We start from the raw sequence: 14,562 nt of genomic DNA, 5'->3' as shown, positions 1-14,562 counted from the left end.
CCGCCGCCCAGCCGCAGAAGCGGGTCGCGCGACGACCACGCTCCGAGGGATGCGCCGACGAGCGCGCCGGCCGCGACGCCGTCTAGCTCGACGACCAGGGAGACTCGGCGAGGTACTCCGGCTCGGCCGCGTGCGGCTGCAGGCTGCCGATCGCGGCGCGCGCCGAGGCGAAGCCCAGCGTGCGCAGCAGGGTCCGCAGCTCCTCGGTGATGCGCACGCCCGCGCCGGGCTCGGCGAAGTTGGCGGTGCCGACCTGCACGCAGTGGGCTCCGGCCATGAGGAACTCGAGGGCGTCCTCGCCGCTGAGGATCCCGCCCATGCCGCAGATCGGGAGCTCGGGCAGCGCGCGCGCGACTTGATGCACCATCCGCAGGGCGATCGGCTTGATCGCCGGGCCCGAGAGACCGCCGTAGGTCGTGGCGATCTTGGGGCGGCGCGTGCGTACGTCGATCGCCATGCCGGTGATCGTGTTGATCAGCGACACGCCGGCGGCGCCGGCCTTCTGCACCGCGTCGGCCATGGCGACGATGTCGCTGACGTTCGGGCTCAGCTTGACGATGATCGGGACGCGCGAGACCTCGACGCAGGCGCGCGTCAGCCGGTGCGCGACCTCGGGGACGGTGCCGAACTCGATGCCGCCCTTCTTGATGTTCGGGCACGAGATGTTCATCTCGAGCGCGTCGATGCCCTGCCCTTCGCTGAGCTGGCGGGCGCAGTCGACGTAGGTCTCGAAGTCGACGCCGAAGAAGTTGACCCACACCGACACGCCGAGGTCGCGCAAAAACGGCAGCTTGTCGCGGAGGAACGCCTCGACGCCGACGTTCTCGAGGCCGATCGAGTTGAGCATGCCGCCGGTGGTCTCGCAGATCCGCGGCAGGGGGTTGCCGAAGCGCGGCAGCGGCGAGATGCCCTTGGTCGAGATCCCGCCGAGCGCGCGCAGGTCGGTGAAGGCGGCGAACTGCTGGCCGTAGGCGAAGCAGCCCGAGGCCGCGAGGACCGGGGTGCGCAGCGCGATCGGGCCGCAGGAAGTGGTGAGGTCGATGCCTTCGGTCATGGCCAGCGCACCTCGCGGGCGTCGAACACCGGGCCGTCGGTGCAGCAGTAGCGGTAGGGTTTGGCGCCGTAGACCGGCACGGCGCAGCCGAGGCACACGCCGAAGCCGCACGCCATGTTCTCCTCGAGGCAGAGGAAGGCCTGCACGCCGCGCTCGAGCACGAGGCGGCGCACCGCGGCCAGCATCGGCGTCGGGCCGCAGGCGAGCACGCGCACCGCCTCGCCCGTGCGCGCGGCGGCGTCGAGACGCGGGGCCAGGGCGGCGGTCACGTAGCCGCGCACGCCGGCGCTGCCGTCCTCGGTGGCCAGGTTGGTGACGACGCCCCACGCGGCCAGGTCGTCGAGCAGCACCAGGTCGTCGCGGTCGCGGCCGCCGTAGTACATCTCGACCTGTCCCGAGAGACCTGCTCTATGGGCCATGCGCGCGAAAAAGTGGAGCGGCGGCAGACCGACGCCGCCGGCGACCAGCAGGTCGCGCACGCCGGCGCCCGGGCGCGGGAACGCGGCCCCGAGCGGGCCGGTGGTGACCAAGCGGTCGCCGGGCTCGACCCGCTTGAGCCGCCGCGTGCCCTCGCCGTAGGCCTTGGCGAGGATCGAGAAGTGCGTCGCGTCGGGCGCGTCGAGGATCGAGAAGGCCCGCGGGTTGAGCAGCTCCCTGCCCCACTCGCCGCGCAGCATCACGAACTGGCCCGGCACGGCGTCGGCGACCGGGGTCGGCGCGGCGGCGGCGAGCTCGAGCAAGAAGTAGCCGCCCGAGAGGCGACGGTTGGCCTCGACGCGCACCTCGAACTGTGCCGCGGTCATCGCGGGCGAAATAGGCCAGCCGCGCCCGCCAGACAAGCGCGCGGAGCGTGACCTTGCGCGCGGAGCCGCTCGCCCGAGAGCGCCGTTCGGGTGCGCGTGCAGGCTCGCCGGCGCGGGTTCGATCACGCGCGGCCCCGACGCGAGCGCGGACCCGCGATCGCTCCCCGCGCCGCCACGTCGCTCCGCGAGCGAGGTCCTGTCGGCGGCGTCCGCGATCGACACGACGAGCGGCCGAGGCCAGCGCGGGTCGCAAAAACTTCTCCTGGCGCTCACTTCGCTGCGCTCGGCTTCTGGCGACGAAGATCCGGCCTGACCTCAAGGACAGGTATCTCCCGCGCCCTGTCGGTCCTCGCTCGCGGCAAGACTTCGCATGTCCCGAAGGTCATCTCGCAGACCTGGAGTTGCTCGCGCACGCCCGCCGCCGGGCCCGCACATGTCCGGAGCAGCTCCGTCCGCGACTCCGGGTCCCGGCAGCAGGCCCGGCGGCGTATGTCCTGAAGGACATCTCGCTTCGCCGTCCGCGCCTGGCAAACACTTCGGCAGCGCATGTCCTGCCGGACATCTCCTCTTCGCCTTCGGTCGGCCGCTGCCGGGGCATGTCCTGCCCGGCCGGCGACGCGCCCACGTCGGCCCCGCCACACCCGCGAGGTCGATGCCGGCGCGACCTCAGCGCTGGGCCGCTTCGGAGCGCTTGTGGGCGACGTTGCGGAACATGCTGACGGTGCGGTCGAGGCTCTCGAGCGTGTCGCCGAGGACGCGCGCGTCGGCGCGGGCGAGCTCGCCCTCGGCGCGGCGGACGACGGCCTCGGCCTTGGCGATGGCGTCGCGGCCGAAGCGGGTGCCGGACATCGCCTCCTGCACCTGCGGCAGCAGCTCGCGGATGCTGTCGATCAGCTTCTCGCACTGCTGGCGCCGGCGCTCGAGCTCCTCCGAGGCGCGCAGCTCGATCATGTAGGCCTGCGACTGCTTGACCAGCTCCTTGAGCTCGTCCTCGGTCAGGCCGCTGGTGGCGGTGACGGTGATGCACTGCTCGCGGCCGGTCTCGAGGTCCTTGGCGGCGACGCTGACGATGCCGTCGACGGAGATCGAGAAGGTCACCTCGACCTCGACCTGGCCGCGCGGGGCCCGGCGCAGGCCGCTGAGGATGAACTCGCCGAGCAGCTCGTTCTCGGCGGCCTTCTCGCTCTCGCCCTGCAGCACCAGGATCTTCACCGAAGTCTGGTTGTCGCGCACGGTCGTGAAGACGTGGCCGGCGCGGGTCGGGATGGTGGTGTTCTGCTCGATGAGGCGGTGGAAGTAGCCGCCGACGATCATGATGCCGAGGCTGTGCGGGGTGACGTCGAGCAGCAGCAGATCGTGCTGCTCGTCGACCAGCGCGGCGGCCTGGATCGCGGCGCCGAGCGCGACCACCTCGTCGGGGTTGACGCCCTTGCACGGCTCGATGGCGAAGAACTCGGCGACGCGCCGCTGCACCAGCGGCATGCGGGTCATGCCGCCGACGAGCACGACGTCGTCGAGCTGCTTGCGATCGACGCCGGCGCTGGCGAGCGTGCGCTCGCAGATCTTGATCGTCTGCTCGACCAGGTCCTCGGTCAGACCCTCGAGCTGCTGCTGCGTCAGCGGCTCCTGCAGGTGGAACACCTTGCCGCTCGGGCTGGTGTGCAAAAACGGCAGGTCGACGATCACCTCGCGCGCGCTCGACAGGTCGCAGCGGGCCTTCTCGGCCGCGTCCTTGAGCCGCTGCATCGCCATCCGATCCTCGCGCAGGTTGACGCCGGTGTCCTCCTCGAAGGTCTCGATGAGGTACTGCATGACCCGGAGGTCGAAGTTCTCGCCGCCGAGGAAGGTGTCGCCGGCGGTCGAGATGACCTCGAAGACGCCGTGGCCGATGGCGAGGATCGAGACGTCGAAGGTGCCGCCGCCGAGATCGTAGACCGCGACCTTGCGCTCGAGGTTCTTGCCGAACCCGTAGGCCAGCGCCGCCGCGGTCGGCTCGTTGATGATGCGGATGACCTCGAGGCCGGCGATCCGCCCGGCGTCCTTGGTGGCCTGGCGCTGGTTGTCGTTGAAGTAGGCCGGGACGGTGATGACGGCCTTCTCGACCGGGACGCCGAGGTGCGCCTCGGCGATCATCTTCATCTCCTGCAGGATGAAGGCGCTGATCTCGGGGACGCTGTAGATCTGGTCGCGGATCTTGAGGCGGATGTCGCTGTGCGGGCCCTCGACGATGGTGTACGGGCAGGTCTGGGCGACGGTGCGGCCGGCGGTCGAGTTCCACTTGCGGCCGATCAGCCGCTTGGCCGCGTAGATGGTGTTCTGCGGGTTCGTCAGCACCTGTCGCTTGGCCAGGTGGCCGACGAGCCGCCGGCCGCTCTCCGACAGCGCGACCATCGACGGCGTGGTGCGGTAACCGCCCTTGTTGGGGATGACCTTCGGGACACCTTGCTCGACGATCGCGACGCAGGTGTTGGTGGTCCCCAGGTCGATCCCGACGACGTGCTCGGCCATGACGCGGTCGAAGGGGTACCACGCTCAGGGCGCGAACTGCCGCGCAAAAAGCCGTGTGTAGAGGCACATCGCTCAGCGCGCTCCGGCGTCGACCTCGTCGCGCCCGGCAGCCTCGAGCTCCGCCAGGTAGCGGGCCCGACGCCGCGGGTCGGCGAGGAATTCGGCGGAGGCTCGCGCGCGATCGAAGAGCTCGGCGAGGATCGCCGCGAACGCTCCGAGCCGTTTGCCGTAGTAACGGTCCGGGTGCAGGTGGCGACAGGTCTCGAGCCAGGCGCGACGGATCGCGGCGTCGTCGCCGGTCGGCGCGAGGCCGAGTCGCTCGAAGTGACCGATCTGATCGCGGCGCGCCCACAGCGTCAGCAAGCGGTCCTGCTCGTCGCGCCCGAGGTCGAGATCGTCGCTGATCCGCGGGCCGCCGCGCAGCTCGAGGCGCACGCTCCAGCGACCGGCGACGCAGCGACACGCGGCCAGCCAGCGCGCGACCGGATCGCCCGGCGCCCACGCCGGCGGCGAGGCGGCCCACGGACCGTGCAGCGCCGGGCTGGACGGGCCGAAACCGGAGGCGGCCCCTGGCAGGGCGACGGCGGTGGCGGGCTGCATGGCGAAAACGAGCGTACCCCCAGGAGGCTCGCGTTCGCGCGCCGACCGAGGTGAAAATCGTCACAAAATCGCGCACCCGGGCGGCGCTCGCTCCCGGCCTTGGCGGCGCCGCCAGGGGCCGCGGCGAGCCGGCGAACGAGCGCGGACGCCCGGTGAAGGCCGCGAGAGAACAGCTAGGATGACGCCGGCATGCACCCCCTGCGGGTCCTCGTCGTCGCGCTGTCGCTGGCCGCCGGGCTCGGCTGCAAGCCGAAGGACTTGCGCGCGCCCAACCAGGCGTCGCTGAAGCCGACGTCGGAGCTGATGCCGGAGGCCGATCGCCTGATCAACGGGCTGCTCCTGGGCCGCGTGTCGGAGCTGCACGCGTGGATGTCCCCCAGCCTCAAGTCGGTAGTCCGTCCGCCCGAGCTGGCGGCCACCGGCGAACGCCTGCGCACCCGCTACGGCCAGCCGATCGGGATCCTCGAAGAGAAGGTGCACAAGGAGGGCGACCTGACCTGGTACTCGGGGCTCGTGGTCTACGCGCGCGGCAAGGCCGGCGCGCCCGACCGCAAGGTCCGGCTGGTGCTGTTCCAGTTCGCCGTCACGCCGGACCGCGCGCTCGACCGCCTGCTGGTCCGCGAGCACCTGGCGTTCGAGCAGATCGCCGGCCCGGCCCGCCGCTACGCGACGGTGACGCGCCTGCACTTCGTGAGCACCGGCGAGTGGACGATCGTGCACGGCGGCCCGCGCCGGATGACGAACTACCACCACAACCACCGCGGCCAGCGCTTCGCCTACGACATGGTCGTGATGAAGGGCGGCCGCAGCAAGCCGGTCGGCGGCAGCGGCAACAAGGACTCGTACTGCTACGGCTACCCGGTGCTGGCGCCGGCCTCGGGGACGGTGATCCGCGCGGTCAACGACGTGCCCGAGAACCGCCCCGGCACCACCGGCGAGGGCGGCGGCAACGGCGTCGTCATCGACCACGGGTTCGGCGAGGCGTCGTCGCTGTGGCACATGATCCCGGGCACCGTGACCGTGAAGGTCGGTGACAAGGTCGAGCTCGGCCAGGAGCTCGGCAAGGTCGGCAACTCGGGCCACAGCAGCGGGCCCCACATCCACTTCCACGTGGCGACGAAGGCGAACTCGCCCCAGGGCGAGCTCGGCCTGCCCGCCCCGTTCGTCGACGTGTACATCGACGGCGCCTGGTACGAGCGCAAGATGCCGGTCCGCAGCGACCGCGTGCGCCGCACCGCCACCGACCGCCTCGAACGCAAGCAGCGCGGCTCGGCCGAGGTGCTGATCGACGCGGCGCTGTAGCGGCGCCCCGAGAGTTGTTCCCTCGGGCATGCCCTAACAAACATGTGCTTTCGAGCATGCCTGAAAGGACATGTCGTACCGCTCAGGCGCGGCGACGGGGGCGAGCCTCCGCGGGCGCGGGTGCGGTCGCCCTGGCCCGCGGGTGCGCCCGCTCGTAGACGTCGACGATCCGCCCGAGGTCGAGGTGGGTGTAGCGCTGCGTGGTGCTGAGGCTGGCGTGGCCGAGCATGGCCTGGATGCTGCGCAGGTCGCAGCCGCCTTCCAGCAGATGGGTGGCGAAGCTGTGGCGCAGGCCGTGCGGGCCGACGCGGGCGCGCGCGCCGGTGGCCTCGCAGCGGCGGTAGACCAGCGCGCGCACGCTGCGGTCGCCGATCCGCTGGCCGCGGCGGCCGAGGAACAGCGCCCGCTCGCCCTTCGCCGCGGCCCGCTTCGTACCTGTACTTTCGGACATGCGCTGGGCGGGCGGGAGCAGCTGCGCGCGGACGCCGAGCCAGGCCCGCACCGCGGCGGCGCCGGGCGCCCCCAGCGGGACCTCGCGGTCCTTGTTGCCCTTGCCGCCGACGACCCGCAGCGTCAGCGCGTCGCCGTCCCAGCGCAGGTGATCGAGATCGAGGGCGACGCACTCGCCGACGCGCAGACCGGCGCCGTAGAGGACCTCGAGGATCGCGCGGTCGCGCAAACCGAGCGCGCCGTCGGCGTGGCCGGGGCCGTCGATGATGTCGGTGAGGTCCTCGACCGGGAGCGCGACCGGCAGCCGCTGCGGCAGCTTGGGCCGGCGCACCAGCGCGGCCTCGTTGTCCGGCAGCTCGCCGCGCCGGCGCAGGAACTCGCCGAAGCTGCGCAGGGTCGACAGCTTGCGCGCGGAGGTGCTGGCCGCCTGTTCGCCGAAGCGCTCGGCGAGGTCGGCCCGGACCTCGCGCACCGCGAGATCGGCGAGCTCGGGCGACCGCCCGCGGCGAGCCTCGAAGCGGTCGATGAAGTCGAGCAGGTCGCCGCGGTAGGCGCGGAGCGTGTGCGGCGACAGCCGCCGCTCGTCCCGGAGGTGCTCGAGGAAGCGCTCGACCGCGTCGCGCATGCCGAAGGTGTAGCGCGAGGCCGCCGGGTCACGAAATTTGCGTCGCGGGGCCCTACCCTCACTCGCACGGCGGGTCGGCGAGGACGGTCGCGCCGCGCTCGCGGAGGGCGCGGATGTCGTCGCAGTCGCCGTCGTCGAGCCGGGAACCGCGGGCGTCGAGCCGGTCGTTCTTGCGGAACGCCTTGATCCCGAGCAGCGCGCCGATGTCGTCGACCTCGGTGTCGCTGATGTCGATCTGGTCGACGCCGAGCACCGTCTCGATGCCGGCGAGGCTCTGCAGCGGGGTGCGGGCGACGCGGAGGATGTCGAGCTCGAGCCAGTCGGTGACGGGGCCCAGGCCGGTGATCCGGGTGCCGCTGGCGGAGAAGTCGACCAGGGCGGTGAGCGGCGCGAGCGGGCCGAGGTCGGTCACCGGGGCGCCGGAGATGTCGAGGGTGGTGAGCGCGGTGGCGCCGGCGATCGCGGTGAGGTCGGCGACGTCGAGCGGTGCGTTGAGCAGGCGGAGGACCCGGAGCGCGGGCAAGCTGGTGACGACGGCGTAGTCGGTGGTGGCGCCATCGATGAGGTCGAGCTGGCGCAGCAGCGGGAGGCCGGTCAGCGGCGCGAGGTCCGGGGCGACGCCCTGCCCGCCGAGGCCGAGGTAGTCGAGGTACTGCAGGCCGGCCACCGGCCCGAGGTCGACGAGGCCGGGGTTGTCGCGCAGATCGAGGCGCCGCAGGTCGGCCAGGCCGGCGACGGCGCCGATGTCGGTGATGTCGTTGATCCGGGCGGTCAGCGTGCGCAGCTGGGTCAGCACCTCGAGGCCGTCGAGGCTGGTGAGCAGGTTCTCGTCGAGGTCGAGGGTGACGAGGCCGGTGAGGCCGGTGAGATCGGCGAGCGCGGCGATCCGGTTCTTCTCGAGCCCGAGTTCGACGAGGTCGGGCTTGCCGGCCAGGCCGCGGGTGTCACGGATGGCGTTGGCGTTGGCCTCGAGGCGGCGCAGGCGCGCGAGGCCGGCCAGCGGCGCGAGCGACGCGATCGCGTTCTCGTCGAGGTCGAGGTACTCGAGCCGCTCGAGGTCGGCGAGCGGGCCGATGTCGGCGACCGCGTTGCCGGGGAGCGACAGGGCGAACAGCTCGTGGAGGCCGGCGAGCGGGCCGAGGTCGGCGATCTTGTTGTCGGACAGGACGAGCGACTCGAGCGCGACGAGGCCGGCGAGCGGGCCGAGGTCGTCGATCTCGCCGCGGGCGACGTCGAGGTGGCGTAGCGCGGTCAGGCCGGCGACAAAGTCGATCGACTTCACGCCGGTGCCGCCGAGGACCAGCTTCTCGAGCTTGACGAGGCGGGCCAGCGAATCGTGGCGGACGATCGGGTTCTCCGACAGCTCGACCTCGCGCAGCTCGGTGAGCCAGGTCAGCGGGCGGATGTCGACGATGTCGTTGCGCGCGAGGCCGAGGGTGCGGAGGTTGACGGCGCACTCGAGGCCCTGCAGGTCGGCGATCCCGAGCTCCGCGGCTTGCAAGCCGGTGAGCGTGGCCATGGACTCGGCCGTGAGCACCGGCTCGCCGGTGGTGCTGTCGTCGTCGTGCGACTCGGGGTCGGCGAGGATGTCGAGCAGCAGCGCGCGCAGGGCCGGATCGGGGACGTCGACCGCGCCCTCGCACACCACGGCGCGCTGCGGCGCGAACTCCTCGCGCGCGCACGCGGCGGGCAGCGCGAGGGCGCACAGCAGCGGGAGGATCGGCCAGGAGCGCATGCCGGGAGCGGGCCTCACCGTATCACAGATGCGCACGCTCGCTGCCGGGCCTCGACGCGCCGCGAGTCCCTGCCCTGCGCCCGTCCCTCACCGGTCACCTGGCCCGCCGCGCTCGCGCTCTCGACGACGGGCGGCGAGCGCCTGCTCGTCAGCCGCCGACGCGGAAGGTGCCGCGCACGGCAGCGTGGTCCGAGCCGCCCCAGCCGTCGGTGCCGGCGTCGCGCAGGACGCGGGCGGTGCCCTGGACGAAGCTGCCGCCGCCGCTGCGGGTCGACAGGTAGAGGTGGTCGAGGGCGCGCGTCTCGCCGTCGAACACGTAGGTCCAGTCGTCGTCGCCGAGCTCCGCGGCGACGCGAGCCGCACCGCCGCCGGCCTCGATCGCCTGCAGGGGCTCCGACTCCGGCACGTCGTTGAGGTCGCCACCCATGAGCACGAGCGCGTCGGGGTAGTTGTCGACGGCCAGGTCGATCAGCTCGCGCGCCGCGGTCGCCTCGGCGAGGCGGCGCTCGGGGTCGTCGTCGTTCTTCGACTTGAAGTGGGCGACGAAGGCGATGAGCCGCCGACCGCCGGCGTCGAGGTGGGCCTCGAGGTAGTCGCGGGCGAAGTGGGTCGAGCCGCCGTCGGGCAGCGGGATCGGGAACTTGCCGTGGCTGCGGATCTCGATCAGCGGCAAGGTCGACAGGATCGCGGTGTCGATCGACGAGACGAAGCCGGTCTCGCCGAGGTAGGCGGTCTGGAACTGCGGCAGGCGCTCCTTCAGCGCGTCGAGGCACGTCTGGCTCTCGACCTCCTGCAGCAGCACGACGTCGGCCTGCAGCGCGTCGATCGCGTCGGCGATCTGGTCGGCGCGGTAGTCGAACTCGGCCTGCGAGTAGGCCTCCTCGAAGGCCCCGCCGCCGCACTGGCCGCTGTCGCACACCGTGTCGAAGAACAGGTGGACGTTGAAGGTGGCGACGACGATGTCCTCGGGGCCAGGTGGCGGGAGGTCCGGCGGCGCCGGCTCCGAGGTCGAGGTGTCGGCGCCGCCGGTGTCGCTGTCGCTGCTCGTGTCCTGGTCGGGGACCAGCGCGGGGCAAGCGAGCGAGGTGGCCGCGAGGGCGAGGACGCTCAGGCGGAGGCGCGCGCGAGGCATACGGGCGAGCTTGCCCCGGACGGGCGCGCGCGTTGAGTCCTCGAATGCGGATGATGCTGCGCGTTCAAACATGGCTCAAAGAACATGTTCCGCGTGGCCGCCCTCGACCGCGACCAGGCGCTCGTGGAGCCGGCGCAGGGCCTCGTGGGCGTGGCGCGGGCTGAGCTCGTCGGGGTGCAGGGCGCGCAGATCGGCCAGGATCGCGGCCAGCGGCGGCGGGACGCTGTCGACCGGCTGCGGGGCCGGTGCGGGCGGCGTGAACAGGTCGAGCTGCGGCATCGGCCGCGCCTCGCCCTGGGCCTGCTCCAGGCGCGTGAGCAGCTTCTGTGCCCGCCGGAGCACCGACGCCGGCAGGCCGGCGAGGCGGCCGACCTGGATGCCGTAGCTGCGCTCGGCCGGGCCGGGCTCGACGCGGTGGAGGAAGACGATGCTGCCGCGCTCCTCGTGGACGGTGACGTGGGCGTTGCGCAGGCCGACGAGGCGCGCCTGCAGCTGCGTGAGCTCGTGGTAGTGGGTGGCGAACAGGGCCCGACAGCCGATCTGGTCGTGGAGGAACTCGGTGATCGCCCACGCCAGCGCGAGGCCGTCGTAGGTGGCGGTGCCGCGGCCGATCTCGTCGAGCAAGACCAGGCTGCGCGGGGTCGCCTGGCTCAAAATTTGGGCGGCCTCGCGCATCTCGACCATGAAGGTCGACTCGCCGCGGCCGAGGTCGTCGGCGGCGCCGACGCGGGTGAACACGCGGTCGACCACGCCGACGCGGGCGCGCACCGCCGGCACGAAGGAGCCGGCGTGGGCCAGGATCGCCACCAGCGCCGCCATGCGCATCGCCGTGCTCTTGCCGCCCATGTTGGGGCCGGTCAGCAGCACGAGGCGCCCTGCCCCGCTCGTCGCGGTGGCCGAGGCGCGCAGCGCCAGGTTGTTGGGCACGAAGCGGCCGGCGTCGAGCATGCGCTCGACGACCGGGTGGCGGCCCTCCTCGATGTCGAGGACTGGCTCTTCGACCATGTCCGGACGGACATACGCGTGCGCCTCGGCGATCTCGGCCAGGCCGGCGAGCACGTCGAGCCGGGCCAGCGCCTCGGCGACGGCGAGCAGGCGGTCGCCGGCCGCCGAGACCTGCTCGCGCAGGGCGGTGAAGAGCTGCTGCTCGCGCTCGAGCGCGGCCGCGACGGCGCCGAGCACCGCGGTCTCGTGCTCGGCCAGCTCGGCGGTGACGTAGCGCTCCGCGTTGGCCGTGGTCTGCTTGCGCACGTACTCGGCCGGCACGCGCGACAGCTGGGTCTTGAGGACCTCGATGTAGTAGCCGAACACGCGGTTGTGCTGGACGCGGAGGTTGGCGATGCCGGTGCGCTCGCGCTCGCGGGCCTCGATCGCGGCCAGCGCCTCGCGGCCGCCGTCGCGCAGGCCGAGCTGGCGGTCGAGCTCGGGGTCGGCGCCGGCGCGGATCATGCCGCCGTCGCGCTGGTGCGCCGGCGGGTCGTCGACCAGCAGGCGGACCAGCGCGGCGTGGACGTCCTGCAGCAGGTCCTCGCCGAGGTCGAGCAGGACCGGCAGGCGCGCGGCGTCGGCCTGGCCCTTGAGACCTGCGCCATCGGACAGGTCCCCGGGGACCTGTCCTTCGGTCAGCAGCGGGGCGCGCCGGCGGGCCAGCTCGCCGAGCAGCTCGGCGACCGCGGGCAGCGCCGCCAGCGACTGACGCAGCGCCGCCAGCTCGCGCGGGCTGACGGTGCCGAGGCGGGCGCGCGCGGCCAGGCGGGCGATGTCGCGGACGTCCCGCAGGCGGTCCTGCAGGTCGCCGCGCACGCGCGGCTCGGCGAGCAGCGCCTCGACGGCGTCGTGGCGCTCGCGAATGGCCCCGAGCGCGCGCAGCGGGGCGCCGAGCCAGGCCCGCAGCAGGCGCGCGCCCATGGCGGTGCGGGTGGCGTCGACGGCCCACAGGAGGCTGCCCTTGCGCTGGCCGTCGCGGATCGTGCGGAACACCTCGAGGTTGCGCAGCGAGGCGTCGTCGAGCACGAGGTGGGCCTCGAAGGCCTGGCGCCGCAAGCGGTGCAGCAGCAAGGTCTGGCCGGGCTGGGTGTCCTCGGCGTAGGCCAGCGCGAGCGCGGCGGCCCGCTCCTCGACCGGCACGAGCGACTCGCCGCCGCTCTCCTCGCGCAGGCGCTTGACCCGGGCCAGCTGCGCGGCGCCGACGGCGGCCGGATCGCGGCCCTCGAGCCGCGGACACAGCGGGCCGAGCTCGAGCCCGAGCCACGGGTGCAGCCCCGGCTCGCACACGATCTCGCGCGGCGCCAGGCGCGACAGCGCGGCCCGCACCGCGCCGGCGCCCTCGCACGTCATGACGAAGAACTCGCCGCAGGAGATGTCGAGCACGCCGAGGCCGTAGGTGCCGGCGGCGTCGTGGACCAGCGCGACCAGGTAGTTGGGCTCCTCGCCGCGCAGGTGCTCCTCGTCGACCAGCACGCCCGGGGTGACGACGCGGACGACCTCCCTGCGGACGATCTTGTTGGGCCCCTTGCGCTGGCGGGCCTGCTCCGGGGTCTCCATCTGCTCGCAGATCGCGACCTTGAAGCCGCGCTCGACCAGGGTGCGCAGGTAGCCGCCGATCGCGTGGTACGGCACGCCCGCCATCGGCACCGGGTTCTCGACCTCGCCCTTGTCGCGGGTGGTGACGGCGATCTCGAGGACGGGCCCGACGGTGAGCGCGTCGTCGAAGAACATCTCGTAGAAGTCGCCCATCCGGAACATCACGATGGCGTCGGGGAACTGACGCTTGATGTCGAGGAACTGGCGCATGACCGGCGTGTCGGCCGAGTGGTGCGGAGCGTTCACAGCCGGGCCTTAATAGCTCAGCGCGGCATCGCGCGGCACAGCGGGCACGGCGCACTCCGGCGGCGCAGAGAGAATTCTTTCTGTAATTCCGCTGACAAATCCGGCAGGCATCGCTCCAGCTTCGCGCCCGGACCTGGGGCCGGTGGAGGGCGATGCGCCGCGGCGGCTCAGGCGACGATGTCGGCGAGCGCGAGGATCTCGGCGCGGATGGCCCGGCGTTCGCTGCTCAGGTGCGCGAGCAGGTTGCGGCGCACGAGGAACAGCCCGAGGCCGTGCGCGGCGGCCCGCACGGTGGCGAAGCGCTCCCAGAAGTAGAGCGCGGCCCAGCCGGCGGTCGGCGCGAACAACAGGCCAGCGACCAGCCCCGCCTCGAGGCCCCAGGCGTAGCCGGCGCCGAGGCCGACGAGCAGCCACGTGAGCGGGAAGAAGGTCATGGCGGCGAGCAGCTTGCCGGTGGCCAGCATGTCCTCGTACTGACCGGCGACGCGGGCGGCGACCATGCCGCTGGCCCGGTACGCGAGGTAGTGGATCGCGGTGCCGGCGAGCGCGAGCGGGAACACGATGCCGAGCGCGAACACGCTGCGCAGCGCGTAGCGCAGGCTGGCGGCGAAGGTGATGTTGTCGGGCGCGAGGTGGTCGGGGCCGAGGCCGAGCTCGGCGAGGTCGCGCTCGTAACGGAGCACGCGGGCGACCAGCGCGTCGAGGCGCGCGGGGTCGCGGGCGCGCAGGCGGGCGTGGCCGGAGAGCAGCTTCTGCCGCAGCTCGAACGCCTCGGCGACGCTCCACGCCTCCTCGCTGGCGGCGGCGAAGATGTCGGAGGTGCGCTCGACGAGCGAGAGGATCTCGTGGTCGTCGCCGTGCAAGGTGACGGCGCGCAGGGCCACGTCGATGTCGCGGGTCAGCGCCGCGACCGCGCCCGGCGGCGGCTCGCCGCGCGCGTCGAGCGGGGCGTACGGCACGCTCAGCGGGGCGCCGAAGTAGACCAGCGCGTCGCTGCGGAACCGGGCCTTGGCGGTGTAGAAGAGGCCGGCCGGGATGATCGTGAGGTCTTCGAGACCTGTCCCCAAGGCAATGCGCGCCGCGCCGGTCTTCATCGGCTTGAGGTCGGGGTCGGAGTGCGAGGTCCCCTCGGGGAAGATCGCGACGGCCTGGCCGCGCAGCAGCAGCTCGCGCGCGTGGCGGAAGGTGTCCTGGTTGTCGACGCGCGCGCCGCCCTCGTCCTGGCGGCGGTAGACGGGGATCGAGTCGAAGGCGCGGACGATGGCCCCGAGGACAGGTGTCTTGAACAGCGGCGCCTTGGCCAGGAACGACACCGGCCGCGGCGACAGGCACAGCAGGAAGGCCGGGTCGATCAGCGCGTTGGGGTGGTTGAGCACGAACATCACCGGGCCCTCGGCGGGCACGCGGGACAGCCCGTCGAGCTCGATCCGGCGGAAGAAGATCCGTAACGCGACCCCGAAGATCTGCTCGACGACGCGGCGCAGCACCCGGACAGTATAATGAGGAAGCGGCGCCCCGGGCGTG

At 72.8% G+C, this 14,562-nt stretch carries 10 protein-coding genes; 1 reads left to right on the top strand and 9 read right to left on the bottom strand.

Features of this window, described 5'->3' with window-relative positions; all coding sequences use genetic code 11:
* Positions 1 to 82: 82 nt before the first annotated feature.
* The 4 genes from NAEX_RS45455 to NAEX_RS45440 all read right to left on the bottom strand — a co-directional run bounded on the left by NAEX_RS45455 (position 83) and on the right by NAEX_RS45440 (position 4,965).
* Positions 83 to 1,054 carry a dihydroorotate dehydrogenase gene (locus NAEX_RS45455; RefSeq protein ID WP_096334181.1) on the bottom strand — a complete coding sequence of 324 codons (972 nt, stop codon included), beginning with the start codon at positions 1,052 to 1,054 and terminating at the stop codon, positions 83 to 85.
* Entirely contained in the window at positions 1,051 to 1,857 is an 807-nt protein-coding gene (locus tag NAEX_RS45450) for a dihydroorotate dehydrogenase electron transfer subunit (RefSeq protein ID WP_096334180.1), read from the bottom strand. The genes NAEX_RS45455 and NAEX_RS45450 overlap by 4 nt, the downstream gene beginning before the upstream one ends.
* Positions 1,858 to 2,523: 666 nt before the next feature.
* Entirely contained in the window at positions 2,524 to 4,365 is a 1,842-nt protein-coding gene (gene dnaK, locus NAEX_RS45445) for a molecular chaperone DnaK (protein ID WP_096334179.1), read from the bottom strand.
* Positions 4,366 to 4,437: 72 nt separating this feature from the next.
* Positions 4,438 to 4,965: a J domain-containing protein gene (locus tag NAEX_RS45440; RefSeq protein WP_096334178.1), complete on the bottom strand. Its 528-nt coding sequence runs from the start codon at positions 4,963 to 4,965 to the stop codon at positions 4,438 to 4,440.
* Between the two features lie 189 nt (positions 4,966 to 5,154).
* Here NAEX_RS45440 and NAEX_RS45435 point away from each other — a divergent pair, with 189 nt between their 5' ends.
* Positions 5,155 to 6,267, top strand: a complete 1,113-nt coding sequence (locus NAEX_RS45435) for a M23 family metallopeptidase (RefSeq protein WP_096334177.1) — start codon at positions 5,155 to 5,157, stop codon at positions 6,265 to 6,267.
* 82 nt (positions 6,268 to 6,349) lie between these two features.
* Here the strand turns inward: NAEX_RS45435 and NAEX_RS45430 are convergent, their stop codons facing one another.
* The 5 genes from NAEX_RS45430 to NAEX_RS45410 all read right to left on the bottom strand — a co-directional run bounded on the left by NAEX_RS45430 (position 6,350) and on the right by NAEX_RS45410 (position 14,525).
* Positions 6,350 to 7,342: a tyrosine recombinase XerC gene (locus NAEX_RS45430; protein WP_096334176.1), complete on the bottom strand. Its 993-nt coding sequence runs from the start codon at positions 7,340 to 7,342 to the stop codon at positions 6,350 to 6,352.
* A 58-nt stretch (positions 7,343 to 7,400) separates the two neighbouring features.
* Entirely contained in the window at positions 7,401 to 9,077 is a 1,677-nt protein-coding gene (locus tag NAEX_RS51790) for a leucine-rich repeat domain-containing protein (protein WP_170136586.1), read from the bottom strand.
* Positions 9,078 to 9,225: 148 nt separating this feature from the next.
* Complete coding sequence (locus tag NAEX_RS45420) at positions 9,226 to 10,209, bottom strand: endonuclease/exonuclease/phosphatase family protein (RefSeq protein ID WP_096334175.1); 984 nt, start codon at positions 10,207 to 10,209, stop codon at positions 9,226 to 9,228.
* A 75-nt stretch (positions 10,210 to 10,284) separates the two neighbouring features.
* Positions 10,285 to 13,038: a DNA mismatch repair protein MutS gene (mutS, locus tag NAEX_RS45415; RefSeq protein ID WP_096334174.1), complete on the bottom strand. Its 2,754-nt coding sequence runs from the start codon at positions 13,036 to 13,038 to the stop codon at positions 10,285 to 10,287.
* A 167-nt stretch (positions 13,039 to 13,205) separates the two neighbouring features.
* Complete coding sequence (locus NAEX_RS45410) at positions 13,206 to 14,525, bottom strand: lysophospholipid acyltransferase family protein (protein WP_096334173.1); 1,320 nt, start codon at positions 14,523 to 14,525, stop codon at positions 13,206 to 13,208.
* Positions 14,526 to 14,562 lie beyond the last annotated feature (37 nt).

This window comes from Nannocystis exedens, from assembly GCF_002343915.1.
Classification (GTDB): Bacteria; Myxococcota_A; Polyangia; order Nannocystales; family Nannocystaceae; genus Nannocystis; species Nannocystis exedens.
The sequence above is the reverse complement of the archived record's forward strand: the minus strand, read 5'-3'. Positions and strand labels throughout refer to the sequence as shown.